Source organism: Streptomyces sp. NPDC002623 (genome assembly GCF_053592635.1).
On record NZ_JBSFWB010000002.1, the window covers coordinates 338,828 to 356,367 of the forward strand.

Below are 17,540 nucleotides of genomic sequence, written 5' to 3' on the forward strand. Positions count from 1 at the left end.
AAGGCCGTGTCCAGGGGGTCGAAGATCCCCGCCGGGGTGAATGGTTCGCGTCCACTGCGTTGTCAGTCGTGGCCGTTACTCTCGGGCGCATGGCTGTGAACACGTCCGCGGACGCCCCGTTGCCCGTCGGCGAGGTCTCGCGGCTCATCGGAAGCTGGATCGACCGGCTCGGCGCGGTGTGGGTCGAGGGGCAGATCACCCAGTTGTCGCGGCGTCCGGGTGCCGGCGTCGTGTTCCTGACGCTGCGGGACCCGTCGCACGACATCTCCGTGGGCGTGACCTGCTACCGGCAGGTGTTCGACGCGGTGGCGGACGTCGTGGGCGAGGGCGCGCGGGTCGTCGTCCATGCGAAGCCGGAGTGGTACGCGCCGCGCGGCCAGCTGTCGCTGCGGGCCGTGGAGATCAAGCCGGTGGGCGTCGGTGAGCTGCTGGCGCGGCTGGAGCAGCTGAAGAAGTCGCTGGCCTCGGAGGGGCTCTTCTCGCCCGCACGGAAGAAGCCGCTGCCTTTTCTGCCGCAGCTCATCGGGCTGGTGTGCGGGCGGGCCTCCGCGGCCGAGCGGGACGTCCTGGAGAACGCCCGGCACCGCTGGCCCGCCGTCCGCTTCGAGGTGCGCAACGTGGCCGTCCAGGGCGTGCACGCGGTGACGCAGGTCGTCCAGGCGGTGAAGGAGCTGGACGCCCTGGAGGAGGTGGACGTGATCATCGTCGCGCGGGGCGGCGGAAGCGTGGAGGATCTGCTGCCGTTCTCGGACGAGCAGCTGGTCCGGGCGGTCGCGGCCTGCCGTACGCCGCTCGTCTCGGCGATCGGGCACGAGCCGGACAACCCGCTGCTCGACCATGTGGCCGACCTGCGCGCCTCGACGCCGACCGACGCCGCGAAGAAGGTGGTGCCGGACGTCGGCGAGGAGCTGGAGCGGGTGCGGATGCTGCGCGGGCGGGCGCGCCGGTGTGCGGAGGCGTTCGTGGAGCGGGAGGAGCGCGGGCTGGCCCACGCGCTCGCGCGGCCCGCGATACAGGATCCGCATCGGATGATCGACGAACGGGCCGATCAGGTCGCCTCGCTCGTCGGCCGTTCCCGGCGCACGGTCGGGCACCTTCTGGACCGGGCCGACTCGGAGCTGACGCACACGCACGCGCGTGTGGTGGCCCTCTCGCCGGCCGCGACGCTGAAGCGGGGGTACGCGGTGCTGCAGAGGGCCGACGGCCACGTGGTCCGGGATCCGGACGAGGTGGCGGCGGACGAGACGCTGCGCGCACGGGTCGCCGAGGGCGAGTTCACCGTTCGGGTCGACAACGACGACCAGAACTGACGGCTTCCAGAGCCGGCGACGACCAGCGCTGACGACTTCCGGAGCCGGCGACGACCGGAGCCGGCGACGGACCAGGGCAATGACAACTAGGACGGGGTGCATGACGGGCAAGGTCGAGGAAACCCTCGGGTACGAGCAGGCGCGCGACGAGCTGATCGAGGTCGTACGGCGACTGGAGGCGGGCGGCACCACTCTGGAGGAGTCCCTCGCGCTCTGGGAGCGCGGTGAGGAGCTGGCCAAGGTGTGCCGGCGCTGGCTGGAGGGCGCACGGGCCCGGCTGGACGCGGCGCTCGCCGAGGAGGAGGAAGAAGAAGGCGGGGACAAGTAGGCGCGCGGGACGACAGCTGTGAGGGCGGTCACTGCACACCCGAGTTTTGTTGAACCTTGAACATCTCTCGCGTACCGTCGTGGACGTCAGCCGGTCCGGCAGCCCGGATCCGGACGCGCACCAAAGGAAGTCCACGCATGCCTCTCGCTCTTGACGCCGCCGCCCAGGACCTGCTGTTCCGCGAGGCCCGCACCGCGAACACCTTCACCGACGAGCCGGTGACCGACGAGCAGATCCAGGCGATCTACGACCTGGTCAAGTACGGCCCGACGGCGTTCAACCAGACCCCGCTGCGCATCACCCTGGTCCGCTCCGCCGAGGCCCGCGAGCGCCTGGTGCAGCACATGGCCGAGGGCAACCAGGCCAAGACCGCCACCGCCCCGCTGGTCGCGATCCTCTCCGCGGACAACGAGTTCCACGAGGAGCTGCCGACCCTGTTCCCGGCCTTCCCCCAGGCCAAGGACCTGTTCTTCGGTGAGCGCGCCGCCCGTGAGGGCTCCGCCAAGGTCAACGCCGCCCTCCAGGCCGCGTACTTCATCATCGGCGTCCGCGCCGCGGGCCTCGCCGCCGGCCCGATGAGCGGTCTGGACTTCGAGGGCGTCCGCAAGGAGTTCCTGGACGACGACCACACCCCGCTGATGGTCGTCAACATCGGCAAGCCGGGCGAGGGCGCCTCGTACCCGCGCTCCCCGCGCCTGGCGTACGACGAGGTCGTCACCACCGTCTGACCCACACGGCGAGCGGTCTGCACGGCTGAGGCCCCCGGCGATCCCGCCGGGGGCCTCAGCCATGACCTGTGCGCTCGGAGGTTCAGGCCAGCTTCAGCGCGCCGGCCATCGTCGACAGCTGCGCGAAGGAGCCCGTGCCCGCGACCACCGTGGTGGAGCCCTCGGCGTCCTGCAGGACGAGCGCGTCGTAGCGGCCGCCGGTGTAGCGGGTCCAGGTGCGGCCGCCGATCTGCTCGGTGACCTTCGTCGCGGTCGAGCCCTGGCTGGCCTGGTCGATGAACTGCGAGCGCTTCTGAGTGGACTGCTCGATCGTCACGTACTCCCCGTCGGGGGCGTGGAAACCGAGGTGCCAGGCGTCGAAGTCGTCACCCTTGAAGCGCACCGAGGTCGCCTTCCAGGTGTCGGGCAGGCCCTCGGGCGCGGCCACCGGGTACGACGCCGCGCGGCGCGCCGTGAGGAGCTCGACGCGGTAGTCGACCCTTTTGACGTCGGGAGCGCGATCGTCGTGCGGGACGAAGAGGTATATGACGCCCGCCGCGATCATGATCACGCCCAGGGAGAGGATCATGTCCCGGGCCGTCTTCTGCTTGCCGTTCGAACCTGCCACGCCCCCTATCGTCGCAGGTGCCCGGTGCGCTCATCCGTGGGGTCCCCTGCTCATTTTGTCGGACTGACGATAGAGTCGGGGATCGAACCCTCATCCGGCCGTCGTCGTATCAGTCAGAAAGGTGCGCTCCGATGACCGAGCATCATCACTTGCCGTCCGAACTCGATGTCCCCTCCGAGGCCCCCGACCGCAACCTCGCCCTCGAGCTGGTCCGGGTGACCGAAGCCGCCGCCATGGCCGCCGGCCGCTGGGTGGGGCGCGGCGACAAGAACGGCGCCGACGGCGCCGCGGTGCGCGCCATGCGGACCCTCGTCTCCACCGTGTCGATGAACGGCGTGGTCGTCATCGGCGAGGGCGAGAAGGACGAAGCCCCGATGCTCTTCAACGGCGAGCGCGTCGGCGACGGCACCGGGCCCGAGGTCGACATCGCGGTCGACCCGATCGACGGCACCACGCTGACGGCAAAGGGCATGCCGAACGCGATCGCCGTCCTCGCGGCCACCGAACGGGGCGCGATGTTCGACCCGTCCGCCGTGTTCTACATGGACAAGCTGGTCACCGGGCCGGAGGCGGCCGACTTCGTCGACATCGACGCCCCCGTCTCCGTGAACATCCGACGCGTGGCCAAGGCCAAGCGGGCCACGCCCGAGGACGTCACCGTCGTCATCCTGGACCGGCCGCGGCACGAAGGCATCATCGAGGAGATCCGGGCGACCGGTGCACGGATCAAGCTGATCTCCGACGGTGATGTCGCCGGCTCGATCCTGGCCCTGCGCGAGGGCACCGGCGTCGACCTGCTGCTCGGCATCGGCGGCACGCCCGAGGGCATCATCTCGGCCTGCGCCGTGCGATGCCTGGGCGGTGTCATCCAGGGCAAGCTGTGGCCCAAGGACGACGAGGAGCGGCAGCGGGCGATCGACGCCGGGCACGATCTCGGCCGGGTGCTGACCACCGAGGACCTGGTGACCGGCGAGAACGTCTTCTTCGTCGCCACCGGCATCACCGACGGCGAGCTGCTGCGCGGGGTGCGGTACCGGTCGGAGACCGCGACCACCGACTCGATCGTGATGCGGTCGAAGTCCGGGACGGTCCGTCGGATCGACTCCGAGCACCGGCTGAGCAAGCTGCGGGCGTACAGCGCGGTCGATTTCGACCGGGCGAAGTAGCACCGGCGCCTACCGGGCCGAGGGTACGGACCGTCGGCGGATACGGGTCCGCAGCGGCTGATCGCGCAGCTCCCCGCGCCCCTCGACCGCAAGAGCCACAAGAAGCAGGGCGCCCCCGGTGCGGAGGGGGCGCCCCTTTTCTGTGCGGGGCCGGTCAGCCCGCCGCCGCTATACGGCCCGTCGTGCGGGCCGCCTTCTGCAGTTCCACGTCACGGCGACGGCGTCGGGCGAGGACCACTCGGCGTTCGGCGGCGGTGAGACCGCCCCAGACGCCGTAGGGCTCGGGTTGCAGGAGCGCGTGTTCGCGGCACTCCACCATGACGGGGCAGCGCGCACAGACCCGCTTCGCCGCTTCCTCGCGGGAGAGCCGGGCGGCTGTGGGCTCCTTGGAGGGGGCGAAGAACAGGCCTGCCTCGTCGCGCCGGCACACCGCCTCGGTATGCCAGGGAGCGTCTTGGTCCCTGTCGCGCGCTGGTACCCGCTGGGCCGGTACAGCGGCGACCTGCAGGGACGAATGCGGCGGTTGCAGCACGGGTCTACTCCTGACGACGGCTTCGCGAGCGAGAGACGATGCAGCAAGGCCTACCCGCTGTGCGCGTGCCTATGCACTGAGTTCCGAACCACCGCGGCCGCTCCGGCTTCCCGGCCCTCTTCACTACCGTCAACGGTCCAGGTGTTTGCGCAAACTCTTGTCGACCTTGTCCTGAACCCGATCGAGAATGTCCGCGACGAGCTTTCCGCGCTTCGGCCGGCCTTCGATGTTGCCCAGCACCGCCCAGCCGTCCACATAGACCACCGGGGCGTCGGGCTGCGGGGAGTCGAGCGAGACCACCTCGAAGCTCCCGAGCACCGCGCCGCCGGTGCCGCGCAGCGAGACGTTCTCCGGAACCCGGACCTCCACGTTGCCGAAGACCGAGAACGCCTTGATCACGACCTGCCGGTACTCGAACAGCGCCTCGGTGAGGTCGATCTCGACGCTCCCGAAGACCGCGTACGCGTGGAGGCGGCGGCCCGCACGCCAGCGGCCTCTGCGGACGGCGCTGCTGAAGACCGCGACCACGGTGTCGTCGGGGTCGGCGGGTATCGCGCCGGGGGTGGGTCGACTGGGCGCGGAGGCGGGGCCGGGGGTCGTGCGCGCCTCATGGGCGGCCGGCAGGTCCCGGACGAAGACCTCCAGCTCGCCGACGGTCTTGGCGGCCAGTACGCCCTCGACGCGCTCGGCGTGCTCGTCGGCGGTGAGCCGGCCCTCCGCGAGGGCCTCGCGGAGCATGTCGGCGACACGGTCACGGTCGGCGTCCGAGGCGCGCAACTCGGCCGTCGGCGTGGGGGCGGCAGCGGTCTGCTTCTGAAGGTCCACGGGATCAGCGTACCCAAACACGATAGATCGCGATAGCCCCTGTCGGGTGAACCGCGGCGACCCGCGGCGGGGTCGAGGCGAGGTCGATCGCGTTCGAACTGAGCCTTACCTCACAAGCTCGCCGTCCGAAGCAGGTTCTACGCTGGTGAGCGCCCGCCAACGGAGGCGGCCGCTGTCTGTCGAGTGAGGAATGGGCGAGATGCCTGAGTTCGCGTACACCGATCTGCTCCCCATGGGAGAGGACACCACCCCCTACCGGCTGGTGACCGCCGAGGGTGTCTCCACCTTCGAGGCCGACGGGCGGACGTTCCTCAAGGTGGAGCCGGAGGCGCTGCGCAAGCTCGCCGAGGAGGCGATCCACGACATCCAGCACTACCTGCGGCCCGCGCACCTCGCGCAGCTGCGGCGCATCATCGACGACCCCGAGGCCTCGGCCAACGACAAGTTCGTGGCCCTCGACCTGCTGAAGAACGCGAACATCGCGGCCGCCGGCGTGCTGCCGATGTGCCAGGACACCGGCACCGCGATCGTCATGGGCAAGCGCGGGCAGAACGTGCTCACCGAGGGCGGCGACGAGTCGGCCCTGAGCCGCGGCATCTACGACGCCTACCTGAACCTGAACCTGCGCTACTCGCAGATGGCCCCGCTGACCATGTGGGACGAGAAGAACACCGGCTCCAACCTCCCGGCGCAGATCGAGCTGTACGCCACCGACGGCGGCGCGTACAAGTTCCTGTTCATGGCCAAGGGCGGCGGCTCCGCCAACAAGTCGTTCCTCTACCAGGAGACGAAGGCCGTCCTGAACGAGGCCTCCATGATGAAGTTCCTGGAGGAGAAGATCCGTTCGCTGGGCACGGCCGCCTGTCCGCCGTACCACCTGGCGATCGTCGTCGGCGGCACCTCCGCCGAGTACGCGCTGAAGACCGCGAAGTACGCCTCCGCGCACTACCTGGACGAGATCCCGGCCGAGGGGTCGCCGCTCGGGCACGGATTCCGGGACAAGGAGCTGGAGGAGAAGGTCTTCGAGCTGACGCAGAAGATCGGCATCGGCGCGCAGTTCGGCGGCAAGTACTTCTGCCACGACGTGCGCGTGGTGCGCCTCCCGCGGCACGGCGCGTCCTGCCCGGTCGCCATCGCCGTCTCCTGCTCCGCCGACCGCCAGGCCGTCGCGAAGATCACCGCCGAGGGCGTCTTCCTGGAGCAGCTGGAGACCGACCCGGCGCGCTTCCTGCCGGAGACGACGGACGAGCACCTCGACGAGTCGTCGGACGTCGTCAAGATCGACCTGAACCAGCCGATGGAGTCGATCCTCGCCGAGCTGACGAAGTACCCGGTCAAGACCCGGCTCTCGCTCACCGGCCCGCTGGTCGTGGCCCGCGACATCGCGCACGCCAAGATCAAGGAGCGGCTGGACGCGGGCGAGGGGATGCCGCAGTACCTGAAGGACCACCCGGTGTACTACGCGGGCCCGGCGAAGACCCCCGAGGGCTACGCGTCCGGCTCCTTCGGGCCGACGACCGCCGGCCGTATGGACTCCTACGTGGAGCAGTTCCAGGCCGCGGGCGGCTCCAAGGTGATGCTCGCCAAGGGCAACCGCAGCAAGCAGGTCACGGACGCGTGCGACGCGCACGGCGGCTTCTACCTCGGCTCCATCGGCGGCCCCGCCGCCCGGCTCGCCCAGGACTGCATCAAGAAGGTCGAGGTCGTCGAGTACGAGGAGCTCGGCATGGAGGCCGTCTGGAAGATCGAGGTCGAGGACTTCCCGGCCTTCGTCGTCGTCGACGACAAGGGCAACGACTTCTTCCAGGACCCGGCACCCGCACCGACGTTCACGTCGATTCCGGTGCGGGGGCCGGGGCTCGCGTAGCCCCGTCGACCCCGCCCGGGGGCTCCGCCCCCGGACCCCCGCTTCGGCCCGAAGGGCCTCGTCCTCAAACGCCGGACGGGCTGAGTGATGCCACGACGATTCCGGTGCGCGGGCCCGGCCTCGCGTGACCGTGTGATCCTGTGACGGACGCCCGCCCCTGATTGGCGCAGGGGCGGGCGTCGTTGTCGGGGCAGGGGCCGGTCAGCCGGCGCAGATGGTGAAGCTGACCGTGTCGCCCGGCTTGATGGTCTTCGGGGCGTGCGGGGTCACCTCGAGCACCGAGTTCGGCTTGCAGCCCTTGACGGCCTTCTTGGTGACGGTGCCCAGTTTCGTCTGCGTCTTTTCGAGCAGCGGCTTGGCCATGTCCAGGCTGTGGCCCGCGAGGGGGATCCGCGTGGTCGTGCCGTCGCTGAAGAGGTAGAGCAGGGTGGTGGCGTCGTCGCTCTCGGCGGCCGTGCTGGTCGCCGCCGGGGCCGAGGCCTTGCTGCCTCCCGCGACCGAGGTGGCCAGGGCCGTGCCCCCGCCGCCCGCGATGAGGGCGGCGGCGACGGCGGCGATGCCGATGGTCCGCCGGCGACGGGTGCGGCGCTCGATCTGGGGCGCGTCGAAGTCGGGGGCGTCGGCGGAGTTCGCGAAAAGGTTCATGGCGTTCATCAGTTCCTGTTCGAAAGGTGTGCGGCCGGAAGCCGGCGCGTCGCCGTACGAAGTCATCGGATTCCTTCCGTGTGCCGCTGGGGCGAAGGTTCGGAGAGTGCGGGGAACTGGCTTCTCAGCTTCTCGATCCCCCGGGCGAGCTGGGAGCGGACCGTGCTCGGCGAGACGCCGAGGTCGGCCCCTATCTCGAGGTCGGAGAGATCGTGGAAGTACCGCAGCACCACGACCGTCCGCATCCGCATGGGCAGTCGCTGCAGTGCGCGCACCAACTGGTCCCTGCTGTCCACCTGTCCGTACTCGTCCCCGGGGGCGGCCGGGTCGGCGCCTTCCGGGTGCGGAGCGGTGGTCAGGCGGCGGAATCTCCGCCAGCGGTCGTTGGCCAGGTTCACCATGATCCGCCGGACGTAGGCGTCCGGAGCGTCCTTCGCCGCGATGGTGCGCCACTTGCGGCAGGCCTTCTCCAGGGTCTCCTGGACGAGGTCCTCCGCAGCCTCACGGTTTCCCGTGAGGACGAACGCGCCCTTGAACAACGCGGCCGATCGAGCGGCCACGAATTCATGGAAGTCCGTCTCCACACGCTCCTCCCTTCCTGTCACCCCTCCACGACGCGGCTGCCCCCTCGTCTGCTGCACGGCCCTGGTGAGACCTGAGTCACATGGCGGGACTCACCCGATCGGCTCAACGTCGGAACATCCCCGCCGTCCCGCTCGCTGTACCGGACATGAGCGAATACCGGATCGAGCACGACTCCATGGGCGAGGTACGCGTCCCGGCGGACGCCAAGTGGAGGGCGCAGACGCAGCGCGCCGTCGAGAACTTCCCCGTCTCGGGGCAGCGTCTGGAGCGCGCGCACATCGAGGCCCTGGCCCGGGTCAAGGGCGCCGCGGCGAAGGTGAACGCGCAGCTCGGGGTGGTCGACAAGGACATCGCGGACGCCATCCAGGAGGCCGCCGCCGAGGTCGCCGAGGGGCGGTGGGACGACCACTTCCCGGTGGACGTGTTCCAGACCGGGTCCGGTACGTCGTCCAACATGAACGCCAACGAGGTCCTGGCCACGCTGGCCGGTGAGCGGCTGGGCCGGGGCGTGCACCCCAACGACCATGTCAACGCCTCGCAGTCCTCCAACGACGTCTTCCCCTCCTCGATCCACATCGCGGCCACCGCCGCCGTCACACGCGATCTGATCCCCGCGCTGGAGCACCTGGCGGCGTCCCTGGAGCGGAAGTCGGCGGAGTTCGCCGACGTCGTGAAGTCGGGGCGCACCCATCTGATGGACGCCACGCCCGTCACCCTGGGCCAGGAGTTCGGCGGGTACGCCGCGCAGGTGCGGTACGGCGTCGAGCGGCTGACCGCTTCCCTCCCCCGGCTCGCCGAACTGCCGCTGGGCGGGACCGCCGTCGGCACCGGCATCAACACGCCCCCCGGTTTCTCCGCCGCCGTCATCGAGGAGGTCGCCCGGGCCACCGGGCTGCCGCTGACCGAGGCGCGCGACCACTTCGAGGCGCAGGGCGCTCGGGACGGCATCGTCGAGACCAGCGGGCAGCTGCGGACCATCGCCGTGGGCCTCACGAAGATCGCCAACGATCTGCGGTGGATGGCTTCGGGGCCGCGCACGGGATTGGCCGAAATCAGCCTGCCCGACCTTCAGCCCGGCTCCTCGATCATGCCCGGCAAGGTCAACCCGGTGATCCCGGAGGCCGTGCTGATGGTCGCCGCCCAGGTGGTCGGGAACGACGCGACGGTGGCCACGGCGGGCGCGGCCGGCAACTTCGAGCTCAACGTCATGCTGCCGGTGATCGCGAAGAACGTGCTGGAGTCGGTCCGGCTGCTCGCGAACGTGTCCCGGCTGCTCGCCGACCGGACGGTCGACGGCATCGTCGCCCACCGCGAGCGCGCCCGCGAGTACGCCGAGTCCTCGCCGTCCGTCGTCACCCCGCTGAACAAGTACATCGGGTACGAGGAAGCCGCGAAGGTGGCCAAAAAGGCGCTGTCGGAGCGGAAGACGATCCGGGAGACGGTGCTCGAGGGCGGGTACGTGGAGCGCGGGGATCTGACGGTTCAGCAGCTCGACGAGGCGTTGGATGTCCTGCGGATGACGCACCCGTAACCGCGCCCGAAACCTTCGCGCCCCGGCGTGAGAACCGTGACGCGCGCCGCAGCGTCGTATGCCCATGGCACCTAATATCTGTGCATGGCAGACGGTGGAGCGGTGAGACGCGTAGGAACGGGCGGCGCGGCCGCTTTCTGGAGGCCCGGGGACCGGATCCTGTGGCGCTACCGGGAGAACGGCGGCGCGCAGGTCCACATCGCCCGCCCGGTCACCGTCGTGCGGGACGACGAGGAGCTGCTCGCCGTGTGGCTGGCCCCGGGCACGGAGTGCGTCAAGCCGGTGCTCGCGGACGGCACCTCACCGCACCAGGAGCCGCTGCGCACCCGGTACACCAAGCCGCGGACCGTGCGGCGCGACCACTGGTTCGGCACCGGCGTGCTGAAGCTGGCCCGGCCCGGCGAGCCCTGGTCGGTGTGGCTGTTCTGGGAGCCGGGCTGGCAGTTCAAGAACTGGTACGTCAACCTGGAGCAGCCGCTGGCCCGTTGGGACGGCGGGGTGGACTCCGAGGACCACTTCCTGGACATCTGCGTGTACCCGGACCGCAGTTGGGGCTGGCGCGACGAGGACGAGTTCGCGCAGGCCCAGCAGGACGGACTGATGGACGCGACGGTGGCCGCACAGGTGCGGGAAGCGGGCCGCAGAGCGGTCGAAGGGATCCGCGACTGGGGGCCGCCGTACAACGAGGGCTGGCAGCACTGGCGCCCGGATCCGTCCTGGGCCGTACCGTTGCTGCCGGAGGACTGGGACCGTACCCCCGCGCACATGTCCACATGAGACTCTTGATGCGCCCCCGGGCAACAAACGTAGGATCGTCCTCCGCAAGGCACGCAGGTAGTAACTCCCGGAGCAGACGCCGGGTCTGACCGAACGTCACCGAGGGGCGGCAGGACGTGAGCGAGGGGCACGACGGCAACACCGGCGGGATGTTCGACGTCGGCCCCCAGGGTCGCGTCCGGTCCACCCGTGACACAGGAACAACCTCTGACCACGCGGGATTTCCGTTCCGGGGACATGTATTCCGGGTATCGGGTTTCCTGCGGGACCAACTGCGCGCGCGGCGCGCAGCCCCGGACGGACGGATTCGACACGCGTGACGGAGCAGCCCACCTCCTACGAACGCCCCCAGGGCGTCGACCCCACGGACCCCCGTGGGGCACTCCTGCATACCCCGGCGCCCGCGCCGGGCGCGTCCGCCTTACCGCCCGACACCTCGGGCACGGCGACGCGCGGAAAGGGCGGCAAAGGCGGAAAGGGCGACATGGGCGGCCAGGGCAGCCAGGGCGGCGGCCAGGGAGCCGCAGGAAACGCGGGAAAGGAGCCGGCCGGTCCGGAGGCCGGTTCCGACACCGAGCACTCCCAGCCGTCGGCGTCCGACGAGGCGACGGGAGCGTCTCCGGTGCGGGACAAGCCGAACGTGGGCGAGCATCGGCCGCGTCCCGCGCCCGAGTCCATCCCCGCCCAGCCGGGCGGCGTCGAAGCCCGACCGGAGCGCGCTCCCGGCCCGCAGGACCGGCGCGGCGGCGGGGCGGTGACGCCCGGTCGGCCCACGCCGATGCGGCGGGACGGCGACCGGCTGCGCTTCGTGGGCGCCGCGACCCGGCGGATCGCCCGCGGCCTGGACCTCGACGAGATCGTGATGGGGCTGTGCCGGGCCACCGTGCCGACCTTCTCCGACGCGATCCTCGTCTATCTGCGCGACCCGCTGCCGGTCGGCGACGAGCGGCCCGCGGCGGACCGCATCATGCTGCGGCTGCGGCGCACCGACCGCATCCCGGAGGAGCGGGACACCGAGACCGGCTTCGCCGCGCTGGCGCTGCCGCCGCCGGAACCGGCGGAGCTGACCGCCGAGTTGTCGGCCGCGATCGCGGAACTGTGCGAGGTGCGGCCCGGCGGGGCGCTCGCGGAGGTGCTGCGCGGGGTGCGTCCGGTGTTCGCCGACTCCCCGGCCGCACGCGCCGCGCTGCCCGAACTCCTCGGCGAGGACAGCACCTTGGTCATCCCGGGCGGCCAGCGGGCCGTCCTGGCCCCGCTGCGGGGCCGGCGCCGGGTGATCGGCGCCGCGGTGTTCCTGCGCCGCCCGGAACGCATCCCGTTCGAGAACGACGACCTGCTGGTGGCCGCCCAGCTCGCCACCCACAGCGCCCTGGGCATCGACAAGGCGGTGCTGTACGACCGTGAGGCGTACATCGCCGACGAGTTGCAGCGCACGATGCTGCCGGAGACCCTGCCGCGTCCCACGGGCGTACGGCTGGCGTCCCGGTACCTGCCCGCGGCCGAGACGGCGCGGGTCGGCGGCGACTGGTACGACGCCATCCCGCTGCCCGGCAGCCGGGTGGCGCTGGTGGTGGGCGACGTCATGGGGCACTCCATGACGTCGGCGGCCATCATGGGACAGCTGCGCACGACGGCCCAGACCCTGGCCGGTCTCGACCTGCCCCCGCAGGAGGTCCTGCACCACCTGGACGAGCAGGCCCAGCGCCTGGGCACGGACCGCATGGCGACCTGCCTCTACGCGGTGTACGACCCGGTGTCGCACCGCATCACCATCGCCAACGCGGGCCATCCCCCGCCCGTTCTGCTGCACCTGGGCGGCCATGCCGAGGTGCTGCGGGTGCCGCCGGGCGCGCCGATCGGCGTCGGCGGGGTCGACTTCGAGGCGGTGGAGCTCGACGCGCCGGCCGGGGCGACGCTGCTGCTGTACACCGACGGCCTGGTCGAGTCCCGGCTGCGGGACGTGGCGACGGGTATAGAGCAGTTGCGGGAGAAGCTCGCCGCGACCGCCCAGCTCACCGGTCCCGACCATCCGCCGCCCCTCGAAGCGCTGTGCGACGAGGTGCTCGACATGCTCGGCCCCGGCGACCGGGACGACGACATCGCGCTGCTCGCCGCCCGGTTCGACGGGATCGCGCCCAGCGACGTGGCGTACTGGTTCCTCGAACCGGAGGACGCGGCGCCGGGGCGGGCCCGTCGGCTGGCCCGCCGGGCGCTGTCCCGCTGGGGCATGGAGGACATGACGGACTCCGTCGAGCTGCTGGTCAGCGAGGTCGTCACCAATGCGGTGCGGTATGCCACGCGACCGGTCACGCTGCGCCTGCTGCGGACCGATGTGCTGCGCTGCGAGGTCGGGGACGACGTGCCTCAGCTGCCCCGGCTGCGGCAGGCCAGGGCCACCGACGAGGGCGGCCGCGGGCTGTACCTCGTGAACCGGCTCGCCCGGCGCTGGGGGGCGACCCGGCTGAGCACCGGCAAGGTGGTCTGGTTCGAGCTGAACCGGAGCTGACCGACGCGGACAGCGGCAGACAGACACAGCGGAGAGGGCGCCCGGTGATGATCACCGGGCGCCCTCCGCGTTGTACCGCTGTCGGGTTGTGCCGCTACTGGCTGAAGAGCGGTTCGTCCGGATCCTCGGTTCCGGTCGACGGATCGTCCGTGCTCGGTTCCGTCGACGTGCCACCCGTCGGCGTGCTGGACGGGGACGAACTCGGCTTCGGCGACGAGGACGGCGACGAGGACGGCTTCGGCGACGAGGACGGCGAGGAGGACGCGGACGGCGACGAGGAGGGCGACGAACTCGCGGACGGGGACGAGGACGCCGACGGGGACGCCGTCTGGACCGCCGCGCCCTGCTCGGTGTCCAGGTCGAACTTGGTGACCTTGGTGGAGACGCCGAAGGTGTACGCCGCCCAGATCTGCGCCGGGTAGCCACCGCCGTTGATGCGGCCGCCGCCCGCGCTGATCAGACCGGTCGCGCCGGTCAGCGGGACCTGGGCGTGGGTCTTGGCGCTCTCGCCGAAGAGGCCGACCGAGGTCACCAGGTCGGGGGTGTAGCCGGTGAACCAGGCCGACTTGTTGTTGTCGGAGGTACCGGTCTTGCCGGCCACCTTCTGGCCCTTGCGCAGCGGGTTGTCCCGTACGGACTTCTTGGCCGTGCCGTCGTCGACCACGCCGGTGAGGATCGAGGTGACCGAGTCGGCGGCCTCCCGGTCGATGACCTGCTCCCCGATGGCGTCGGTGTGCTTGAACGACGGGTAGGCGCTGTTCTCGGCCGACTTGATGATCGCCGGGGTGACCTTCTTGCCGTGGTTGTCGAGGGTGGCGTAGACGCCGGCCATCTGCAGCGGGCTCGCGCCCATGGTGCCCAGGGTCTGTGCGGGCACGGCCTTCAGGTCCTCGGTGTCCATGCCGAGGTCGCTCGCGACCTTCAGCACGTTGGCCATCCCGACGTCGACGCCCATCTGCGCGAACACGGAGTTGATGGACTGGTTCAACGCCGTCTGGACGGTGACGTCGCCGTAGTCCTGGTCGTCCTCGTTCTCCGGGGCGAAGCCGATGTCGCTGCCGACCACCGGGCGCTTGCTGGTGCCGTCGTAGATCGTGTTCGCGGTGATCGGGTCGTCGTCCTGGGTCTGGGCGTTCTCGTCGAAGGCCGCGGCGAGGATCACCGGCTTGAAGGTGGAGGCGGGCTGGTAGTCGGTGCGGGTGGCGTTGTTGATGTAGTGCTCGGTGTAGGCCGTGCCGCCGTACATCGCCTCGACCGCGCCCGTCTTCGGGTTCACGGACACCGCGCCGGCCTGGACGTCGCCGTCGACCGTGCGCTTCTTCTTGTCGAGCTTGCTGGTCAGCTGTTCCTTGACCGACTCCTCCAGCGCCTTCTGCTTGGTCTTGTCGATGTTCAGCTCGATGTTCCAGCCGCCCTTGCTCACCAGGGCCGCGGCCGACTCGTAGTCGTCGGCGATGCCCTGGGCGACGAGCTGGCCCGCGAGCTCGGCGTTGGCCGCGTCGACCAGGTAGCCGACCTGGCCCTCCTTGCCGGGCGCCGCCTTGGGCTCCTTCGGCTCCGGGAACGTCATGGCGGCGCGCTTGCTCTTGTCGAGCCAGTCCTGCTCGACCATGTTGTCGAGGACGTAGTTCCAGCGGGCCTTGACCAGGCGCTTGCCGGTGTCGGAGGCGACGGCCCAGTCGTACTGGCTGGGCGCCTGCAGCAGCGCGGCGAGGTAGGCGCCCTGCTCGACGGAGAGCTTGTCGGCGTCGACCCGGTAGTAGGCCTGGGCGGCGGCCTGGATGCCGTAGGCGCCGCGGCCGTAGTAGCTGGTGTTGATGTAGCCGGCCAGGATGTAGTCCTTGGACTCCTCCCGGTCCAGCTTCAGGGAGATGACCAGTTCCTTCAGCTTGCGCGAGACGGTCTGTTCCTGCGTCAGGTAGTAGTTCTTGACGTACTGCTGGGTGATCGTCGAACCGCCCTGCGCGCCCTTGCCCATGAGCGTGTTGAGCACACCGCGGGCGGTGCCCTTGAGGTCGACGCCGGCGTCGTCGTAGAAGGTCTTGTTCTCGGCGGCGACGAAGGTGTGCTGCACCGGCTTGGGGACCGACGCGAGGTCGACGTTCTCCCGGTTGACCTCGCCGTCGCGGGCGAGCATCGAGCCGTTGCCGTACTTGTAGACGTTGCTCTGCAGGTCGGCGTCGGGATTGCCCTTGGGGATGGGCGTGCTGACGTACAGCCAGACGAGGGCGCCGATGACGGCCATGGTCAGACCGATGAACGTGCCGAGGATCTTCTTCCAGGTGAAGATCCGGCGTATGACGCTCTTGTCCTTCTTACCGGCCTTGCCCTTGACGCCTCTGCCGCCCTTGCCGCCCTTCTTCGCGCCCCTGCGGGCCGCCGCGCGGCCTCCGGGCTCGGGTGCGTCCGTGGCGGTGGCGGTGGCGGTCGCTGTGCCCGTGTCCGAGGACTCCGGCGCCGAGGTCGGCGCCTCCGTCTCCGTCGAGCGGTTCCTGGGCGCCGCGCGGCGGCCACCGCGCTGTCGCGCTCGTCTCTCTTCCGCTCGTCCCATGAGTCCGCTCGCTCCGCTTCCTACTCGGCAGTCACACCAGTGCCCAAGGGCAGGGGCAGGTCAGCTCAGAAAGCTAACACCGCTCGCTATGACGGAGCGCTCTCGATCCGGTCTTCGGAGGGCGTGAGAATCAGCACCCCTCCCCGTGGAACCGGTGGAACGTCCCCACCGATTCGACGTACGAGAGGCGTACAGGGTTGCCATCACGCGCTAAAGTGATATCACTTAGCTAGGCAGCCGATAACTGAATCGGCTGATGAACAGAGACGGGGACCCCACCATGTCCGCACACGACCCCACCGCCACCGCCGAAGTCACCGCCGACGACATGACCGAGGCCGTCGACGCGCCGCAGATGCCCGAGCCGAGCGTGCAGGAGTTCGCCGCGCACAGCGTGGGCGGCGGGCTCGCGCTGACGCTCGGCCTGGCCGGGCTGCTGGCCGGCGGCGGGATGATCGCCGCGGGCAGCATGGCGGCCGCGGCCGGCCTCAAGGCCGCGCTGATCACCGGCGGCATCCTGGTCACCGTCGCCGCGTTCCTCGCGATGTGCGGACTGAACACGGTGTCGCCGGGCGAGGCCCGCGTGGTGCAGCTCTTCGGCCGCTACCGGGGCACCATCCGCGAGGACGGCCTGCGCTGGGTGAACCCCTTCACCTCCCGCGAGAAGATCTCCACCCGGGTCCGCAATCACGAGACGCCCGTCCTGAAGGTCAACGACGCCTACGGCAACCCGATCGAGCTCGCCGCGGTCGTGGTGTGGAACGTGCACGACACCGCGCAGGCCTCCTTCGAGGTGGACGACTTCCTGGAGTTCGTCGCCACCCAGACCGAGGCGGCCGTCCGGCACATCGCCATCGAGTACCCCTACGACTCGCACGACGAGGGCGGGCTCTCGCTGCGCGGCAACGCCGAGGAGATCACCGAGAAGCTCGCGATAGAGCTGCACGCGCGCGTACAGGCGGCCGGCGTCCGGATCATCGAGTCCCGCTTCACCCACCTCGCCTACGCTCCCGAGATCGCCTCGGCGATGCTCCAGCGGCAGCAGGCGGGTGCGGTGGTCGCGGCCCGGCGGGAGATCGTGGACGGCGCCGTGGGCATGGTCGAGGCGGCGCTCAGCCGGATCGCCGAACAGGGCTTCGTGGAACTGGACGACGAGCGCAAGGCGGCGATGGTGTCCAACCTGATGGTGGTGCTGTGCGGGGACCGATCGCCCCAGCCGGTGCTGAACACCGGGACGCTCTACCAGTGACCTCACCCGAAGAGGGCCAGACCCCTCGGCGTCGGCCGCAGCAGCAGCGCAAGCAGGTGCTGCTGCGGCTCGACCCGCTGGTCTACGACGCGTTGGCCCGCTGGGCCTCGGACGAGCTGCGGTCGGCGAACGCGCAGATCGAGTTCCTGTTGCGCAAGGCCCTGAAGGACGCGGGGCGGCTGCCGGGCGAGGCGGGACCCATCCCGCGCCGCGGGCGGCCCCCCGGGGGCGGCTCCACCCCCGGGCCCCCGCCGGCCTGACCGGCCCGGGGGCTGTTTCCGAACAGTGACAATCGACTCCCACCTGCGCACTCCCACCCTCCGGCGCCACCTG

The 17,540-nt window shown here is 70.6% G+C and carries 16 protein-coding genes; 10 read left to right on the plus strand and 6 right to left on the minus strand.

All coding sequences use genetic code 11. From position 1 onward, the window contains the following. Positions 1-89 precede the first annotated feature (89 nt). The 3 genes from xseA (at position 90) to ACWD4O_RS04215 (ending at position 2,366) form a co-directional block, all read left to right on the plus strand. On the plus strand, positions 90-1,310 hold the full coding sequence (gene xseA / locus ACWD4O_RS04205) for an exodeoxyribonuclease VII large subunit (protein WP_451277231.1): 1,221 nt from the start codon (positions 90-92) through the stop codon (positions 1,308-1,310). Positions 1,311-1,410: 100 nt separating this feature from the next. Continuing rightward, on the plus strand, positions 1,411-1,638 hold the full coding sequence (locus ACWD4O_RS04210; RefSeq protein ID WP_351918539.1) for an exodeoxyribonuclease VII small subunit: 228 nt from the start codon (positions 1,411-1,413) through the stop codon (positions 1,636-1,638). 137 nt (positions 1,639-1,775) lie between these two features. After that, entirely contained in the window at positions 1,776-2,366 is a 591-nt protein-coding gene (locus ACWD4O_RS04215) for a malonic semialdehyde reductase (protein ID WP_451277233.1), read from the plus strand. 82 nt (positions 2,367-2,448) lie between these two features. Here the strand turns inward: ACWD4O_RS04215 and ACWD4O_RS04220 are convergent, their stop codons facing one another. After that, on the minus strand, positions 2,449-2,973 hold the full coding sequence (locus tag ACWD4O_RS04220; RefSeq protein ID WP_450948200.1) for a DUF4245 domain-containing protein: 525 nt from the start codon (positions 2,971-2,973) through the stop codon (positions 2,449-2,451). A 131-nt stretch (positions 2,974-3,104) separates the two neighbouring features. Between ACWD4O_RS04220 and glpX the strand changes: the two genes are divergently transcribed. Then, positions 3,105-4,139, plus strand: a complete 1,035-nt coding sequence (glpX, locus tag ACWD4O_RS04225) for a class II fructose-bisphosphatase (RefSeq protein WP_450948199.1) — start codon at positions 3,105-3,107, stop codon at positions 4,137-4,139. 154 nt (positions 4,140-4,293) lie between these two features. Here glpX and ACWD4O_RS04230 read toward each other — a convergent pair whose 3' ends face one another. Both ACWD4O_RS04230 and ACWD4O_RS04235 read right to left on the minus strand, forming a co-directional pair. After that, entirely contained in the window at positions 4,294-4,671 is a 378-nt protein-coding gene (locus ACWD4O_RS04230) for a WhiB family transcriptional regulator (RefSeq protein ID WP_351918531.1), read from the minus strand. Positions 4,672-4,800: 129 nt separating this feature from the next. After that, a complete protein-coding gene (locus ACWD4O_RS04235) occupies positions 4,801-5,496 on the minus strand; it encodes a DUF1707 SHOCT-like domain-containing protein (protein ID WP_451277236.1) in 696 nt (231 codons plus the stop codon). A gap of 199 nt (positions 5,497-5,695) precedes the next feature. Between ACWD4O_RS04235 and ACWD4O_RS04240 the strand changes: the two genes are divergently transcribed. Continuing rightward, positions 5,696-7,363, plus strand: a complete 1,668-nt coding sequence (locus ACWD4O_RS04240) for a fumarate hydratase (protein ID WP_451277238.1) — start codon at positions 5,696-5,698, stop codon at positions 7,361-7,363. 201 nt (positions 7,364-7,564) lie between these two features. On the opposite strand, the gene ACWD4O_RS04245 is transcribed toward ACWD4O_RS04240, so the two are convergent. Both ACWD4O_RS04245 and ACWD4O_RS04250 read right to left on the minus strand, forming a co-directional pair. After that, positions 7,565-8,008, minus strand: a complete 444-nt coding sequence (locus ACWD4O_RS04245) for a hypothetical protein (RefSeq protein WP_451277240.1) — start codon at positions 8,006-8,008, stop codon at positions 7,565-7,567. A gap of 62 nt (positions 8,009-8,070) precedes the next feature. Continuing rightward, entirely contained in the window at positions 8,071-8,592 is a 522-nt protein-coding gene (locus tag ACWD4O_RS04250; RefSeq protein ID WP_451277242.1) for a SigE family RNA polymerase sigma factor, read from the minus strand. Positions 8,593-8,738: 146 nt separating this feature from the next. Between ACWD4O_RS04250 and ACWD4O_RS04255 the strand changes: the two genes are divergently transcribed. The 3 genes from ACWD4O_RS04255 (at position 8,739) to ACWD4O_RS04265 (ending at position 13,407) form a co-directional block, all read left to right on the plus strand. Then, entirely contained in the window at positions 8,739-10,124 is a 1,386-nt protein-coding gene (locus ACWD4O_RS04255; RefSeq protein ID WP_450948194.1) for a class II fumarate hydratase, read from the plus strand. A gap of 84 nt (positions 10,125-10,208) precedes the next feature. After that, the gene (fomD, locus tag ACWD4O_RS04260; RefSeq protein ID WP_451277245.1) at positions 10,209-10,901 is read left to right on the plus strand and encodes a cytidylyl-2-hydroxypropylphosphonate hydrolase; all 693 of its coding nucleotides are present in this window, start codon (positions 10,209-10,211) and stop codon (positions 10,899-10,901) included. A 316-nt stretch (positions 10,902-11,217) separates the two neighbouring features. Next, positions 11,218-13,407, plus strand: coding sequence for a SpoIIE family protein phosphatase (locus ACWD4O_RS04265; RefSeq protein WP_451277247.1), 2,190 nt, complete (start codon positions 11,218-11,220; stop codon positions 13,405-13,407). A 94-nt stretch (positions 13,408-13,501) separates the two neighbouring features. Here ACWD4O_RS04265 and ACWD4O_RS04270 read toward each other — a convergent pair whose 3' ends face one another. Then, positions 13,502-15,958, minus strand: a complete 2,457-nt coding sequence (locus ACWD4O_RS04270; RefSeq protein ID WP_451277249.1) for a transglycosylase domain-containing protein — start codon at positions 15,956-15,958, stop codon at positions 13,502-13,504. A 280-nt stretch (positions 15,959-16,238) separates the two neighbouring features. On the opposite strand from ACWD4O_RS04270, the gene ACWD4O_RS04275 reads away from it, so the two are divergent. Beyond that, positions 16,239-17,207 (plus strand): SPFH domain-containing protein, encoded by a 969-nt coding sequence (locus ACWD4O_RS04275; protein WP_451277251.1) that lies wholly within the window; start codon positions 16,239-16,241, stop codon positions 17,205-17,207. Next, the gene (locus ACWD4O_RS04280; RefSeq protein WP_450948189.1) at positions 17,204-17,467 is read left to right on the plus strand and encodes a hypothetical protein; all 264 of its coding nucleotides are present in this window, start codon (positions 17,204-17,206) and stop codon (positions 17,465-17,467) included. The genes ACWD4O_RS04275 and ACWD4O_RS04280 overlap by 4 nt, the downstream gene beginning before the upstream one ends. Positions 17,468-17,540: the final 73 nt, after the last annotated feature.

What these genes read in the sequence shown, in the direction of transcription:
- ACWD4O_RS04270 (WP_451277249.1), bottom strand. Translation starts at nt 15,958, where the DNA reads ATGGGACGAGCGGAAGAGAGACGAGCGCGACAGCGCGGTGGCCGCCGC.
- ACWD4O_RS04275 (WP_451277251.1), top strand. Translation starts at nt 16,239, where the DNA reads ATGTCCGCACACGACCCCACCGCCACCGCCGAAGTCACCGCCGACGAC.
- xseA (WP_451277231.1), top strand. Translation starts at nt 90, where the DNA reads ATGGCTGTGAACACGTCCGCGGACGCCCCGTTGCCCGTCGGCGAGGTC.
- ACWD4O_RS04215 (WP_451277233.1), top strand. Translation starts at nt 1,776, where the DNA reads ATGCCTCTCGCTCTTGACGCCGCCGCCCAGGACCTGCTGTTCCGCGAG.
- ACWD4O_RS04255 (WP_450948194.1), top strand. Translation starts at nt 8,739, where the DNA reads ATGAGCGAATACCGGATCGAGCACGACTCCATGGGCGAGGTACGCGTC.
- fomD (WP_451277245.1), top strand. Translation starts at nt 10,209, where the DNA reads ATGGCAGACGGTGGAGCGGTGAGACGCGTAGGAACGGGCGGCGCGGCC.
- ACWD4O_RS04210 (WP_351918539.1), top strand. Translation starts at nt 1,411, where the DNA reads ATGACGGGCAAGGTCGAGGAAACCCTCGGGTACGAGCAGGCGCGCGAC.
- glpX (WP_450948199.1), top strand. Translation starts at nt 3,105, where the DNA reads ATGACCGAGCATCATCACTTGCCGTCCGAACTCGATGTCCCCTCCGAG.
- ACWD4O_RS04245 (WP_451277240.1), bottom strand. Translation starts at nt 8,008, where the DNA reads ATGAACCTTTTCGCGAACTCCGCCGACGCCCCCGACTTCGACGCGCCC.
- ACWD4O_RS04240 (WP_451277238.1), top strand. Translation starts at nt 5,696, where the DNA reads ATGCCTGAGTTCGCGTACACCGATCTGCTCCCCATGGGAGAGGACACC.